Origin of the sequence: Paenibacillus barengoltzii NBRC 101215 (genome assembly GCF_004000745.1) — a bacterium.
GTDB classification, from domain to species: domain Bacteria; phylum Bacillota; class Bacilli; order Paenibacillales; family Paenibacillaceae; genus Fontibacillus; species Fontibacillus barengoltzii.
Genome location: NZ_BILV01000076.1, coordinates 16,534 through 30,924 on the forward strand (window position 1 = coordinate 16,534; position 14,391 = coordinate 30,924).

General features: G+C 50.5%; 11 protein-coding genes and 1 riboswitch. Of the genes, 9 read left to right on the forward strand and 2 right to left on the reverse strand.

What is annotated here, in order from left to right; all coding sequences use genetic code 11:
• Nucleotides 1–26 precede the first annotated feature (26 nt).
• Entirely contained in the window at nt 27–1,844 is a 1,818-nt protein-coding gene (uvrC, locus tag PBA01S_RS18235; protein ID WP_028540016.1) for an excinuclease ABC subunit UvrC, read from the forward strand.
• Here uvrC and PBA01S_RS18240 read toward each other — a convergent pair.
• A complete protein-coding gene (locus PBA01S_RS18240) occupies nt 1,804–3,516 on the reverse strand; it encodes a CPBP family intramembrane glutamic endopeptidase (protein WP_164744194.1) in 1,713 nt (570 codons plus the stop codon). The two genes, uvrC and PBA01S_RS18240, sit on opposite strands and share 41 nt — an antisense overlap.
• Before the next feature lie 351 nt (nt 3,517–3,867).
• Nucleotides 3,868–4,034, forward strand: a riboswitch (cyclic di-AMP (ydaO/yuaA leader).
• A gap of 66 nt (nt 4,035–4,100) precedes the next feature.
• Here PBA01S_RS18240 and PBA01S_RS18245 point away from each other — a divergent pair.
• From PBA01S_RS18245 to PBA01S_RS18255, 3 genes are read left to right on the forward strand one after another with little or no spacing between them, the layout of a single operon-like run.
• Nucleotides 4,101–5,444, forward strand: a complete 1,344-nt coding sequence (locus PBA01S_RS18245) for a TrkH family potassium uptake protein (protein WP_127576489.1) — start codon at nt 4,101–4,103, stop codon at nt 5,442–5,444.
• Nucleotides 5,445–5,461: 17 nt separating this feature from the next.
• Nucleotides 5,462–6,127, forward strand: a complete 666-nt coding sequence (locus tag PBA01S_RS18250) for a potassium channel family protein (RefSeq protein WP_028540019.1) — start codon at nt 5,462–5,464, stop codon at nt 6,125–6,127.
• 39 nt (nt 6,128–6,166) lie between these two features.
• On the forward strand, nt 6,167–7,447 hold the full coding sequence (locus tag PBA01S_RS18255) for an ArsB/NhaD family transporter (protein WP_085279465.1): 1,281 nt from the start codon (nt 6,167–6,169) through the stop codon (nt 7,445–7,447).
• 98 nt (nt 7,448–7,545) lie between these two features.
• On the opposite strand, the gene PBA01S_RS18260 is transcribed toward PBA01S_RS18255, so the two are convergent.
• Entirely contained in the window at nt 7,546–8,457 is a 912-nt protein-coding gene (locus PBA01S_RS18260; protein WP_028540021.1) for a LysR family transcriptional regulator, read from the reverse strand.
• A 286-nt stretch (nt 8,458–8,743) separates the two neighbouring features.
• Between PBA01S_RS18260 and PBA01S_RS18265 the strand changes: the two genes are divergently transcribed.
• The 5 genes from PBA01S_RS18265 to PBA01S_RS18285 all read left to right on the forward strand — a co-directional run.
• Nucleotides 8,744–9,415 carry a succinate dehydrogenase cytochrome b558 subunit gene (locus tag PBA01S_RS18265; RefSeq protein ID WP_028540022.1) on the forward strand — a complete coding sequence of 224 codons (672 nt, stop codon included), beginning with the start codon at nt 8,744–8,746 and terminating at the stop codon, nt 9,413–9,415.
• 176 nt (nt 9,416–9,591) lie between these two features.
• Entirely contained in the window at nt 9,592–11,337 is a 1,746-nt protein-coding gene (gene sdhA / locus PBA01S_RS18270) for a succinate dehydrogenase flavoprotein subunit (protein ID WP_016310977.1), read from the forward strand.
• A 12-nt stretch (nt 11,338–11,349) separates the two neighbouring features.
• On the forward strand, nt 11,350–12,135 hold the full coding sequence (sdhB, locus tag PBA01S_RS18275) for a succinate dehydrogenase iron-sulfur subunit (RefSeq protein WP_174844500.1): 786 nt from the start codon (nt 11,350–11,352) through the stop codon (nt 12,133–12,135).
• Nucleotides 12,136–12,256: 121 nt separating this feature from the next.
• A complete protein-coding gene (locus PBA01S_RS18280) occupies nt 12,257–13,399 on the forward strand; it encodes a tyrosine-type recombinase/integrase (protein ID WP_164744192.1) in 1,143 nt (380 codons plus the stop codon).
• Nucleotides 13,400–13,563: 164 nt separating this feature from the next.
• The coding region (locus PBA01S_RS18285) for a DUF5677 domain-containing protein (RefSeq protein WP_164744193.1) at nt 13,564–14,391 on the forward strand (828 nt) is incomplete at its 3' end.

The window sequence follows — 14,391 nt, forward strand, 5'->3', positions numbered from 1 at the left end:
ATGAAACGTTAAGTTATGAGAAAGCGATGGAGCGAATCCAACATAAGCTGGCGCTGCTGCCCGATTCCCCGGGTTGTTATTTAATGAAGAACAAGGACGGTAAGATCATTTACGTCGGTAAAGCCAAAGTGCTGAAGAACCGAGTCCGTTCCTATTTTACAGGCAGCCATAACGGGAAAACCCAGCTGCTCGTATCCGAGATCCGCGACTTCGAATACATCGTGACCGCGAGCAATATGGAAGCACTGATCCTGGAATGTAACCTGATCAAAGAACATCATCCGCGTTATAATATCCTCCTGAAGGATGACAAGACGTTCCCCTATATCAAAATTACGAATGAACCGCATCCCCGGCTGGAAGTCACCCGGCGGGTGCTTAAAGATAAAGCGAAATATTTTGGCCCATATCCGAACGCTTACGCGGCTCAGCAAACGAAGAAGCTGCTCGATCGCATGTACCCGCTGCGCAAATGCAACGTAATGCCTAAGGAAGTGTGCTTGTATTATCATATGGGCCAGTGCTTGGCGCCATGCGTGTATGAGGTCGAGAAGGAAACGTACGAGAAGATGACGCAGGAGATCATCTCGTTCCTGAGCGGCGGGCATGAGGAAATCAAGAAAGAGCTGGAGCGCAAAATGCACGAGGCAGCCGAAGCCCTGCAATTCGAGCGGGCTAAGGAGCTGCGCGACCAGATCATCAACATCGATGCGGTGATGGAGAAGCAGAAGATTACCGTGACCGATGCGAAGGACCGCGACGTGTTTGGGTACGCCGTAGACAAGGGCTGGATGTGCGTACAGATTCTGTACATGCGTCAGGGGAAAATGATCGAACGGCATGCGTCGGTCTTTCCGTTCTACGGTGACGCCTACGGCGACTTTATGTCTTATGTGACGCAGTATTACAGCGACAACCCGGCCTTGCCGCAGGAGATTCTGCTGCCGGAGAAGCCGGAAGAACAAGAGGAGGCCGGCGCGCTTGACGCTCCAGCCGCCTTGCAGGAGTGGCTGGGCGTGAAGACGCTGGTGCCGCAGCGCGGCTTAAAGCGGCAGATGACCAAGATGGCCGAGGAAAACGCACGCATCACGCTGGATGAGAAATTCCGGCTGATCGAACGGGATGAGGAACGCACTTCGAAGGCGGCCGAGAATCTCGGCAAGGCGATTGGCCTGGAGTCCGTGTCGCGGATTGAAGCGTTCGATAACTCCAACATTCAGGGGACGAACCCGGTCTCGGCCATGGTGGTGTTCATTGACGGTAAGCCGGCCAAGAAAGAATACCGTAAATATAAAGTAAAAACCGTCAAAGGACCGGACGATTACGAAACGATGCGTGAGGTCATTCGCCGACGCTATGAACGGGTGTTGAAGGAGAACTTGCCGCTGCCCGATCTGATCGTGGTTGACGGAGGCAAAGGGCAGATCTCGGCAGCCACCGACGTGCTGGAGAACGAGCTCGGCTTACACATCCCGGTGTGCGGCCTGGTGAAGGACGCCAAGCATAAAACCGCACAGCTGATGGCGTTTGATCCGCCGGAGCCAGTCTATTTGCCGCGTGACAGCCAGGAGTTCTACCTGCTGCAGCGGATTCAAGACGAGGTGCACCGCTTCGCCATTTCGTTCCACCGTGAACAGCGCGCCAAGTCGATGGTCGCCTCACGGCTGGACTCCATCCCTGGCATCGGCGAGAAACGCCGGAAGGCGCTGCTGAAACATTTTGGATCGTTGAAAAAAATAAAAGAGGCCTCCGTCGAAGACTTTCGGCCTCTTTCTATCGGGGATAAATTAGCCCGTCAAATTCTTAATGCCCTTCGGGACGAAGATCCGCCAGAGGAGTCGTAAAATACGGCTCCTCTTTTGGTTGCGGCGGCGGGGTCTTTCGTTCCTTGCTTGGCGGGTTAAACAAGTAAATCACATACGCCACGATCGCCGGCAAGGCGATATAGAACAACCCGGCGACGATATTCAGCGCTCCGCCCATAAACATCAAGCTTAGCGCCATCAGAATGCTGTCGAAGATGACATGCGAGAAGACAACGGTCGCGAAGCCGTAACGCAGGAACACGAAGCTGAACAGCAGTCCGATAAAGGTTAATTCGATTGGGCGCGAAATGACCGGATAAATCGGGTACAACGTGTGGCCAAACGCCCAAATTAAGGTCGACAACAGGCAAGCGATAAAGGTGCTGCGGAACATTTTCTTCAGCATCGGGATCCCGAAGAGGCGATACACCGCTTCTTCCCCGATCCCGGCCACCCAAGCCAGCAGCGGGAACAATACCGGATATACCATGTTGTACGGCGATTGCGTTGCATCGGTCGTGGACCAGGTATGAATCGTTTGCTCTAAAATGAAGAACACCACAGATTGAACGCCTAACAGGATCAATGCCCAGGCATACCCATCGCCCACAGAGGTCAGGATGGAACGGCCATACCCTTCTTCCCTTGATCTTGCCCAGAGGTTGATCCCGTTCTTCCGCCACAGTCCGTCGCCGCCCACCAGCGAGAAGTACACAGAAGCGGCCAGGAACAAGGTCACCAGACCTTGGAAGAAGAGGCCAAAGACGAGTACACCGGCTTCAAGGCCGTCTTTTTGGAACACCGGAATCATGTTGATCGTTCCAATCGTCGATAACACGAAGTAAGCCGATGCCAGGAAAATTCCCCGCTTAAACGAGGTATGAACTCGCGTCAGCGCGCTGTAGACGATCGCCAGAATGGCCAGCACGAACGTCAACAGGGCATAACCCGCATAGGTAAGCCAGCTGGCGATTTTGGTCTGCCCGGCAACGTAGTCCAGATGTGCCTGAGGTACACTAAAATAGCTCTCTAACGAAGAAACCTTACCGTATTCGAAGCTAAGCTTGATTTCCGCCTGCGATTCACCTAAGGTGTAGCCTTGGATACGGTAGAGGAGGCCTACATCCCCTTCACCGGAGGCCAGCTCCAGATCGCTTGGTTTAAATCCGAAAGCGTTCAGGTAAGGCTGTGCCAGATCCTCTTTCTCCGCTAGCGAGAGATCCCCTTCCCATGCCTTCATGGAATCGGTCGTTTCCGATCCTACATCCAGCATCATCTGCTTGGTGGCGTTGCTGGAGGAACTAATCTCCTCGAAGCCAACGACTTTACCCGTGGTCATATGAACATCTACGGTCACCGCGCTTAACGCTTCAGTGGGATCCGTGTAACGGACACGAAATACATCATAGGGAAATTGCTTGTCATACGTTTTTAAGTATGGGGCGAGCAGATCGGCTTTGGTTAAGTAACCAAACAGATCGGAACGCGTTTCGTATGTAATTAATGCTTTATCCTTCGCGGGATTCGGCAGGTCGATCCCAAGTACCGATTGGACAAATTCACTTGCACTGGCGGCTGCTTCTTGTTTACTGATCACCTCATTCGATTGCTGCAACTGCAACGATTCCGAATCGGTGGTCGGGAACAGTTGAACGGCCACGAACACAATGAATCCGAGGGCGGCCAGCAGCCACAGATTTTTGGTCTTCATCCTGCGGCGGTCATTTGACGTCAAAGGGGAATTCACTCGCAAAACTCCTTTGTGATTAAGTTGAAATGAATTCTGGGAAACGTACTCTTCTTAATAATATGAAGTATGTTTTTTGCTCAAGTACGTCAAAGTAAAGATAACACAGCAATCCCCCCTGCGCCAGACGGAGGGCAAAATTGACGAGAAACGGCAAAAACTTCGGCAAGTCTACGCATCATTTAGATTGGAGGGGAAGTTGATCTGCACAATCCCTGATTTCGTCTTTTTCTGGTCTTTTTCTTGAAAATAGAGCTTTGTGGTGGGACGCAATAAGGGATATAATCCATTTGACGAAAAATGAATGAAAACAATTGAAAAGATTGGCCGAATTTCGTAATGAAAACGGGGGAACCGTACATTTTGGGGTGAATTTCCCGGAGCTTCAACTTCTTACATGGGAGGATGAAGCGTCCGCGAATAGGGCAACTGGGCATGTCCGAATCCGTCAGCTAACCTCGTAGGCTTGTGCATCAGGAACCAAACACCGAAAGGCATTGGATTTCCAGTGCTTTTTTCTTTTGTTCTTTTTTCAGGAAGACGATGAGGTGAACGCGTTGAATACGAAGAAAATAAACCTTTCTCCGCCGCAGGTATTAGTGATTGGGTTTGCCCTCATCATTTTGCTGGGAAGTCTGCTGCTTATGCTTCCGATCTCCGGGACGTCCGGGGAACCGACGCCATTTGTTGATGCATTGTTTACGGCAACTTCGGCAACTTGTGTAACGGGGCTGTTTGTAGTGGATACGGGAAGGTATTTTTCAACTTTTGGCCATATCGTCATCATCTTGCTCGTCCAAATCGGGGGGCTTGGCTTTATGACCATGGCTACCTTGTTCTCCCTCGTCCTGAAACGGAGAATCTCGCTGAAAGACCGTCTCTTGCTCCAGGAAGCGATGAACCAAAATTCAATGGAAGGCATCGTTCGCTTAATTCGCAAGGTGCTGGTGTATTCGCTGCTGATTGAGTCCGGTGCAGCGGTGTTCCTTACCCTCCGCTGGGCCTTTGATATGCCGTTTGGCCGGGCGCTGTATTTTGGGATTTGGCATTCGATTTCCATGTTTAATAATGCAGGATTTGATCTGTTTGGGGATTACCGCAGTTTAATCCCCTATGTGAACGATCCTTTGATTAACATTGTATCCATCTTACTTATCGTGTCCGGCAGTCTTGGTTTTATTGTCTTGTCCGATCTGGCGGAGTATCGCAAGCATCGCAAATTGTCGCTTCATTCCAAGGTTGTGCTGTCGATGACGGCGGTCCTGATTGTGATTGGTACGATCGTCATTTTCGTGTTCGAATTCACGAATCCACGCACGCTGGAGCCGCTTAGCTGGAGCGGCAAAATCTGGGCCTCTTTATTTCAATCGGTCACGCCGCGTTCGGGAGGGGTGGTCACCCTTGATACCGGTTCGCTGCGTCAGGCTACGCAATTCTTCATGATCATCCTGATGTTCATTGGGGCTTCGCCTGGCTCAACAGGGGGCGGGATCAAGACGACTACCTTTACGATTCTTATCGGTGCGGTGATCTCCATGATCCGTGGACGGACGGATTTGGTGTTATTCCGTTACCGGATTGCTGAGGAACGGATCTCTAAGGCGCTGACGATTACGATGATGGCGCTGTTCGTCATCGTTGCTGTAGCGATGGTATTGTCCACTACGGAAGATGCAAATTTCCTCTCTATCTTGTTTGAGACGACCTCCGCTTTTGGAACCGTTGGATTATCGATGGGCTTAACGGAGCGTCTGACGGATTTTGGAAAAGTAGTGATTAGTCTTACGATGTTTGCCGGACGGCTGGGGCCTTTGACGCTCGCCTATGCGATTGGTCCAAGGAAGGGGAAAGAGTTGTATCGCCATCCAGAAGGTAAAATCATTATAGGATAAGGGGAAAATGGGCAAAAATGAAAAAGCAGCAGTTTGTGGTCATCGGCTTGGGGCGGTTCGGCTCGAGTCTGGCCTTGGAATTGATGGAGTTAGGATATGAGGTTCTGGGCATCGACCGGAATGAAGAGATCGTGGAAGAACTTAGCGATCGGCTTACGCATACCGTTGTCGCTGATGCCACAGAAGAAGAGGTGCTGAAGTCGCTGGGGGTTCGCAATTTTGATTGCGGCATCGTGGCGATTGGCACCGATATTCAAATGAGCATCCTGGCGGCCATTCTCCTTAAAGACCTGGGGATTAAAACGGTAGTCGCCAAGGCGATCTCGCTTCTGCACGGCCGGGCTTTAGAGAAGCTGGGAGTGGATCGGGTGATCTATCCGGAACGCGACATGGGGATTCGCGTGGCCCATCAGCTGGTTACTCCGAATCTGCTGGATTATATTGAACTGTCGAAGGAATACAGTATCGTTGAGATGAACGTTCCGGCATGCTTGCACCAGAAGTGCCTGGCTGATATTAATCCGCGAACGCGCTTTGGCTGCAGCATTGTGGCGATTCACCGAGATAGCGGAGTCTTGGTAGCCCCTACTGCGATGGATCAGTTAAATGAAGGCGACATTATGGTTATCATTGGGGCTAAGAAAAATATTGAGCAGTTTGAAACGATCATCAATCCATCATGAAATGGGAAGAAGGCTTACTAGCAGGGAACGGGGAATAGTATGGAACAACAGGCCATTTGGGCTTTAATCATTTTTTTGCTGACTTACGCACTTATTATTTCTGAGAAAATTCACCGAACGGTGCTGGCTATGGCTGGTGCGGCGCTCATGGTGATGTTTGGCATCCTTGACCAGGAGAGTGCAGTCCATCATATTGATTTCAATACGCTGGGGCTCTTGATCGGGATGATGATCATCGTGAACACGACAGCCAAGACCGGCTTATTCACTTACATTGGCATATGGACAGCGAAGCTGGCCAAAGGCAATCCCATTACGCTCATGGGCTTATTGGCGCTAATCACTGCGATAGGTTCGGCATTCCTGGATAACGTCACGACCATTATTTTGATGGTTCCGGTGGCCTTTAGCATTACGCGGAGGTTGAGGGTCAAGGCATTCCCTTACCTCTTCTCCATGATTCTTGCCACGAATATCGGCGGGACGGCGACTTTAATCGGAGACCCTCCGAACATTATGATTGGCAGCGCCGTGAAGGAATTAACCTTCGTCGCCTTTATGGAAAATTTAGCGCCGGTTGCGATGATCATTCTGGTGGTGATTTTGCCGCTGGTGATCTTGATCTTCCGCAAAGAGTTGAAGAAGGGCTTTGCTCATCAGCAGAGCTTGATGGAGATCCGTCTAGAGGGCTTGATTACGGAGAAAAAGCTGCTCATCAAGTGCTTGATTGCATTAGGGTTGACGTTGCTCGGTTTTTTCCTTCATCAATACCTCCATTTGGAGACGGCGACGATTGCGCTGGCAGGTGCTTTCCTGTTGCTGCTCCTGACCGGTGAACACGTGATGGAACAAGCCTTCCGCTCGGTGGAATGGCCCACTATCTTCTTCTTCGTTGGTTTGTTCGTCTTGGTCGGCGGGTTGGTTGAAACGGGAATCATTACGAGAGTGGCCGAAGAGGTAATGCGGCTGACAGGAGGCGATCCGCTGACCACCTCAATGCTGATCCTCTGGCTGAGTGCGTTGGCGTCGGCGTTTATCGATAATATTCCGCTCGTAGCGACGATGATTCCGATGATTCAAGACATGGGCGGAATGGGGATTCAGAACTTGGAGCCGCTATGGTGGAGCTTAGCGCTCGGCGCTTGTCTTGGTGGAAACGGGACATTAATCGGAGCCAGTGCCAATTTGATCGCTGCCGGGATGTCCGCCAAGGAAGGGGAACCGATTAGTTTTCTAAAATACATGAAATACGGACTCCCGCTGATGATCCTTACCATTTTGATCTCCAGTCTCTACGTATATTTGCGATACTTCATGTAAAATGGACAAGCTGCCGTTGATCCAGGTGTTCACCTGGAAGCGGCAGCTTTTTTTGATGCCCGCCAGACCGTTGTTCGGGTGCGTGGTTCATGGTGGCGTTAGATCGGCAATTCTTTGACGAGGGTTTCGCGGATTTGCGCGATCCATTCCTTTGTTTCACTCGTCAGCTCTGATTTATCGCCGTATACGAGGCAGGTTTCGCGCCGCGTCTGGGCCAACTCGGGAATCGGCACCGTCAGCAGGCCGTTATCCCGCAGCAGCGGCATGCGCAAGTACGATTTAGGCAATAGCGCGGCCGCCTTGCAGATCGGCAGCAGGCGCACGATCGCTTCAAATGAATCGATCTCCATGCGGATATCAGGCAAGATGCTGTAGCGTCCAAAGAGGTCGTCGATCAGCCGCCGATACCAGGTTCCCTTGGAAAAGACGATCATCGGCTGACCGCTCAGATCGTCCATAATCAGACGGCGCTTCTGCCCGGCGGCGGCCAGCTCATGCCCTTTGGGCACGACCAGCTCGAGGTGGTCTTTGAACAGCGGCAGGCAATTCAAGCCCGTCTCGTTCACCAGGGAGGCCACGACGCCGAAATCGACTTTCTTCTCACGGACGTAGGAGACAATTTCATGGGTTTTGCCGGTGACGAGCTTCAGTTCGATATCCGGAAACTTCTCCATGAGCGCGGTCACGAGCGGCGGCAGTGTGGTTTGGATCGTCGTCAGGCTGGCGCCCAACGTGACGATGCGGCGCTCCGCCGCCTTGAAGCGGGACACGGTCTGCAGGAAGTTTTGGTGGCGTTGCCGCTGTTCCAGCGCATATTGGTAAGCTTCCTGACCTACGCGGGTCAGCTCGAGTCTTTTCCCTTTGCGGTGAAACAGGGAGACCCCCCATTCCTCTTCTAATTTTGCAATTTTGCGCGAAAGGGCAGGTTGGGACAGGTTTAACAGCTTGGATGCTTTATTCAAACTGGATTGCTCCACGACGGTGGTGAACACCAGTAACTCTTCCATCATGGGGAGAACCTCCTTTTTTCCGGGTGAAGGACAAGATTCGACAGGTTTGCTTATGTGAATTTGTTATAATGATTAATAAATATATTGCAATTCCATTATAAGATAAAAAGGAGTAACATGAAAAGTGACACAAGTTGTTCACAAGTAACTGGAGGTTCAAAGGGGTTTTACCGACTGCGGTGTGGTATTTATCATATTCAACCTCCGCGCCCCCGTAAGGTCGAATCTTGAGTGAATTTGCGCAAGTTGAAACGGATGATGGAATGAGAAAGGGGTACACGCATTTATGAAAGGGTTTTATTCCAGAAAACTGCACTCGCTGCTGGGCGTCATTCCGCTGGGATTTTTCCTGCTGGAGCACATGATCACCAACTTTTCGGCGGTGGAAGGCGGAAGCGAAGGTTTTAGGGAAGCGGTTGCGTTCCTGAACAGCCTGCCGCTCGTCTTGGTTTTGGAGATTTTTGGGATCTGGCTGCCGTTGTTATATCACGGAGTTTATGGGCTTTATATTGCGTTCCAGGCGAAGCCGAACAATCGGCGGTTCCCAACGGAGCGCAACCTGCGTTATTTGTTGCAGCGGATTACCGGCGTTATCGCGTTTGTGTTCGTGATCTGGCACGTGGTGGAGACCCGTGTACAGGTGGCGCTGGGCAATGTGGAGCATGAGGAATTGGGCGGCTTGATGCATGAGATCGTCAGCAACCCGCTTTTCTTCACGTTGTATATCATTGGGGTTGTGTCGGCGGCGTTCCACTTTACGAACGGATTATGGTCGTTCCTCGTGAGCTGGGGCGTGACAGTCGGTCCGCGGTCGCAACGTGTGTCCTCTTATATTTGCATGGGCTTGTTCGCGATCGTTGCCGTGATGTTCGTATGGTCGCTGGTCGCATTCCGCGGCGCGGAATTCCAGGCGGAAGGCAGCGCTTTGCTGGAGACGGCAAAGGCTTGGTTGGCGTAGGTTTTTGTTCGTAGATGACACGTTGACAATAAAGCGGATGCTTACGAAGCGAGTTTTGTTCGCAGATCACTCGTTGAAGCAACGCTCACAAAACTAAGCGAATGCTTCCGATGCAAGTTTTGTACGAAGCATTCCCTTGAAGCAACGCTCACAAAACTTTTAGGAGTTGAAAGCAAATGGCTAAACAAAGCTTAATCGTCGTTGGCGGCGGCTTGGCCGGTCTGATGGCTACGATTAAATCGGCCGAAGCAGGCGTGCCGGTACAGCTGTTTTCCCTTGTGCCGGTGAAACGTTCTCACTCGGTGTGCGCGCAAGGCGGCATTAACGGGGCCGTGAATACGAAAGGCGAAGGCGACTCGCCTTGGGAGCATTTTGACGATACCGTATACGGCGGGGACTTCTTGGCTAACCAACCGCCGGTTAAGGCGATGTGCGAAGCTGCACCTGGTATCATTCACTTGATGGACCGGATGGGCGTTATGTTTAACCGCACGCCGGAGGGGCTGTTGGATTTCCGCCGGTTCGGCGGTACGAAGCATCACCGTACGGCGTTTGCCGGGGCAACGACCGGACAACAGCTGCTGTACGCGCTGGATGAGCAGGTACGTCGTCATGAAGCAGCAGGCCTGGTCACGAAATATGAAAACTGGGAGTTCCTGTCCGTTGTTTTGGACGATGAAGGCGTCTGCCGCGGCATTACCGCGCAAAATCTTCGCTCGATGGAAATCACTACGTTCCCGTCGGATGCGGTTATTTTGGCTACAGGCGGTCCGGGGATTATCTTCGGGAAAACGACCAACTCAGTCATCAACACGGGGACCGCGGCGAGTGCCGTGTACCAGCAAGGTGTAACTTATGCCAACGGGGAGTTCATTCAAATTCACCCAACGGCGATTCCAGGCGATGACAAGCTGCGTCTGATGTCGGAATCCGCACGTGGCGAAGGCGGACGGATCTGGACATACAAGGACGGCAAACCATGGTACTTCCTGGAGGAGAAATATCCGGCTTACGGTAACCTTGTACCGCGGGATATTGCGACACGGGAAATTTTCCATGTGTGCGTGGACCTGAAGCTGGGTATTAACGGCGAGAACATGGTGTATCTCGACCTGTCCCATAAAGATCCGAAAGAGCTGGACGTGAAGCTCGGCGGGATTATTGAGATTTACGAGAAGTTCATGGGTGACGACCCGCGTAAAATTCCAATGAAAATCTTCCCGGCAGTTCATTACTCCATGGGCGGCATGTGGGTCGACTATAACCAAATGACCAACATTCCTGGTCTGTTTGCGGCCGGCGAATGTGAATACCAATATCACGGGGCGAACCGCCTTGGTGCGAACTCGCTGGTGTCGGCGATTTACGGCGGTATGGTGGCCGGACCGAAAGCGGTCGAATATCTTCGTGGTCTGAAGAAGTCGACAGAAGATCTGAATCCAAGCGTCTTCGAAAGCTACCGCAAAGCCCAAGAAGAGAAATACGAAGGCATCCTGGCGATGGATGGCACCGAAAATGCTTATGTCATCCACAAAGAACTGGGTGAATGGATGACGGCGAACATGACCGTCGTTCGTCACAACGATCGACTAGAAGCTACCATCAACAAAATCAAGGAACTCAAAGAACGTTACAAAAAGATCAACATCAACGATACGTCCCGCTGGAACAATACGGGAGCCGCGTTCACCCGTCAGCTGTGGAACATGCTGGAGCTAGCCGAAGCGATGACGAAGGGCGCGTTGCTCCGTAACGAAAGCCGGGGCGCGCATTATAAACCGGAGTTCCCGAACCGGAACGACGAAGAATTCTTGAAGACAACGATGGCGAAGTGGACGCCGGACGGTCCGGAAATTTCGTACGAACCGGTCGACGTTTCCTTGATCCCACCGCGGATTCGCGACTACTCGAAGGACAAATAGGAGGGGATACCCATGGCAATGGCGGAAACGGATGTAACGGCCAAACAACCAACGGCCAAAAAAGTCAAATTCATCATTACTCGCCAGGATGATCCGAACTCGAAGCCGTATACGGAAGAATTCGAGCTGGACTACCGCCCTGGAATGAACGTGATCAGCGCCTTGATGGAAATCCAGCGGAATCCGGTGAATAACAAGGGCGAGCATACCTCGCCGGTTTGCTGGGAGTCCAACTGTCTGGAGGAAGTGTGCGGCGCCTGCTCGATGGTGATCAACGGCAAACCGCGTCAAGCTTGTGCGGCACTGATCGACAATTTGGAACAGCCGATTCGCGTTGAACCGATGCGGACGTTCCCGGTCGTACGCGACCTGGTGATCGACCGCAGCCGGATGTTTAATGCGCTCAAGCGGGTCAAAGCGTGGATTCCGATCGACGGTACGTACGATCTGGGGCCAGGGCCGCGGATGCCGGAGAAGAAACGGCAATGGGCATATGAACTGTCCAAGTGCATGACCTGCGGCGTCTGCTTGGAAGCTTGTCCGAACGTCAACGAGAAGACGGACTTCATCGGCCCGGCAGCGATTTCCCAAGTGCGCTTGTTCAACGCACACCCAACCGGCGAAATGAACGCCGATGAGCGTCTGGAGGCCCTGATGGAACCCGGCGGTATCGAAGGCTGCGGCAACTCGCAAAACTGCGTCCGCGCCTGCCCGAAAGGCATCCCGCTGACCACCTCCATCGCCGAAATGAACAAAGCCACCACGAAGCATATGTTTAAGATGTGGTTTCAGCAGTAATCGAATCGAATAGATTCATACCGATAAAGTAACACCATCCATCCGAAAGAATCGGAGACAGACCCCGGGAGGGGCTGTCTCTTTTTTTTTCGAGCTAGACAGAATAATGGAGGGATCAGGGATGTACATTCATATTCATCGGATCGAATGTGATCAGATTTCCGTGAAATTGGAGGATTTCTCGAAAGAGGATGTCGGTAAGCTGCGTGCGATTGGGGGAGGAAGGTGGGATCCCAATGGGAAGTGTTGGCGTTTTCCTTGCACGGAGGAGAAAATCAGGCAATTTGCAGAGTACTTTCCAGAAGCGGAGATTCGAATGGACGGGCTAGCCGTGTCGCCAAAGCTATCCAGTGATGAAAAACTCATTCAGGCTCTGGATCAAAAGCTGCTCACCACGCTCAAGCTGAAGGGATACAGCCTCAAAACCAGCAAGGCCTACAGGGGGCATGTCCGGCGATATTTGCAGAACTTGGCTGATCATTTGAGGATGAAGAACCCAGGAGCCCTCAAGGATGAGGGAATGACGTCCGCGATCATCGACTCGTCCCGTACTCAACAGTATGCTCTGCAGCTCCTTGAGCAAGGGCACTCTCCTGCTTATGTGAACCAAGCCATTAGTGCTTTGCGTTTTCTGGCCGTCGAGGTTCTCAAGCAACCTTCCGAACAGATGAAATATATTCGACCGAAAAAAAGAAAAAAACTGCCCTATGTCCTATCGGAGCAGGAAGTACTCCGCGTTATCCAAGCGCCGACGAATCTGAAGCACCGTACGATGTTGTACCTGGCTTACGCCTCAGGCTTGCGCGTGAGCGAGGTCGTCCGGCTGAAAGTTACGGATATCGACCCCGAACGCGGCCTCCTTCGTGTCCGGCAAGGAAAAGGCAAAAAAGACAGGCACACCTTACTATCGCAAACGGCTTGGGACCTAATCAAAAAGTATGTGGAAGCTGAGCGACTTTCCAACTCGATGTGGTTGTTTCCGGGGCAGCATCCGGGGAGCCACTTACATGAACGTTCATTACAAAAGGTATTTCAGGAAGCCCTGAAAGCCTCCGGCATCCGGAAACAGGCAGGCATTCATGTCCTTCGGCACTCTTTCGCCACCCATTTGCTTGAGAACGGCACCGACCTCCGCTATATCCAGGAACTGCTGGGTCACGCCAATCCCTCCACCACCGAACGCTACACCCACGTCAGCACCAAGAATCTGAAACAGATTGAGAGTCCACTTGATCGGATATTACGTGATCAGCAGGGGAGATAGCAGACTACGGGAGGAGGACAAATTTCAACTTACAGAAATAAGAAATGGAGGTATAATTAAGGTTATACGATTAATTACGCAAATCCCCATCTCAAGAAGATATTTGTGACGTGCAGAGATAGGGGAGTTATCAGATATTACCGGATTTTCAGGAGGACTCAATGGTGCAATTTGATGAGATATCAGATTTTCATAGAAGGCAAAGACATATTACTACTCAAAAATGCTTTCAAGATATCACAAGTACATTTGATAGTTTTATCGATTTCTTTGACAATCTAGAAATGCTTATTAGTGGTCGTAACATTAATCCATTTATAGGAAGAGGTAAGGTTTATCTACTTGATACTCAATTACTGAGGTCCGCAATGTTTACGCTGAATAGTATTAAATTATGCATTGAATATGGGAGTATAAGTGATTGCAACACCCTGATGAGAAAACTTCGTGATGATTTATTTTTTTATCTTTATTTACTTGAAGTCGATAATAACCAAGTAGTTTTGTTCAGCGAATGTGAATCTTTTGAACGTGTTCAGGAACATAACAAACAACTGAATTATGTAATTAATTGGTTCAATAACGAATTACGTAATTTCGATTTTAAGAGAAATGTTATTACGTACTTAAGAAAAAATAAACTAATTGATCAAGTAATTCGAAACCATAATATTCAGAGTGAATGGGATAGAATTTCTCAAAACTTGAATAACTATGTACATAATAATGGATTAAGCTTTTGCGTTGCTAACTACGAAATGTTTAGTACAAAAAAAATTGAACTAATACTGAAAGAAGTAACATTTAAGTTAGAGTACATCATATTAGTTTTTGTCACTCTTTTTATATTGATAAAACCACATTATATTATGGCTTCTGATTATATAGAATATATGGAAGTTTCAATGACTCCTCCGGAAGGCTGTGAATATTGGGTTGCACCGTTTATACAAGATTTTGTAGATCGCCACATCGGATCACATAGTATTGAA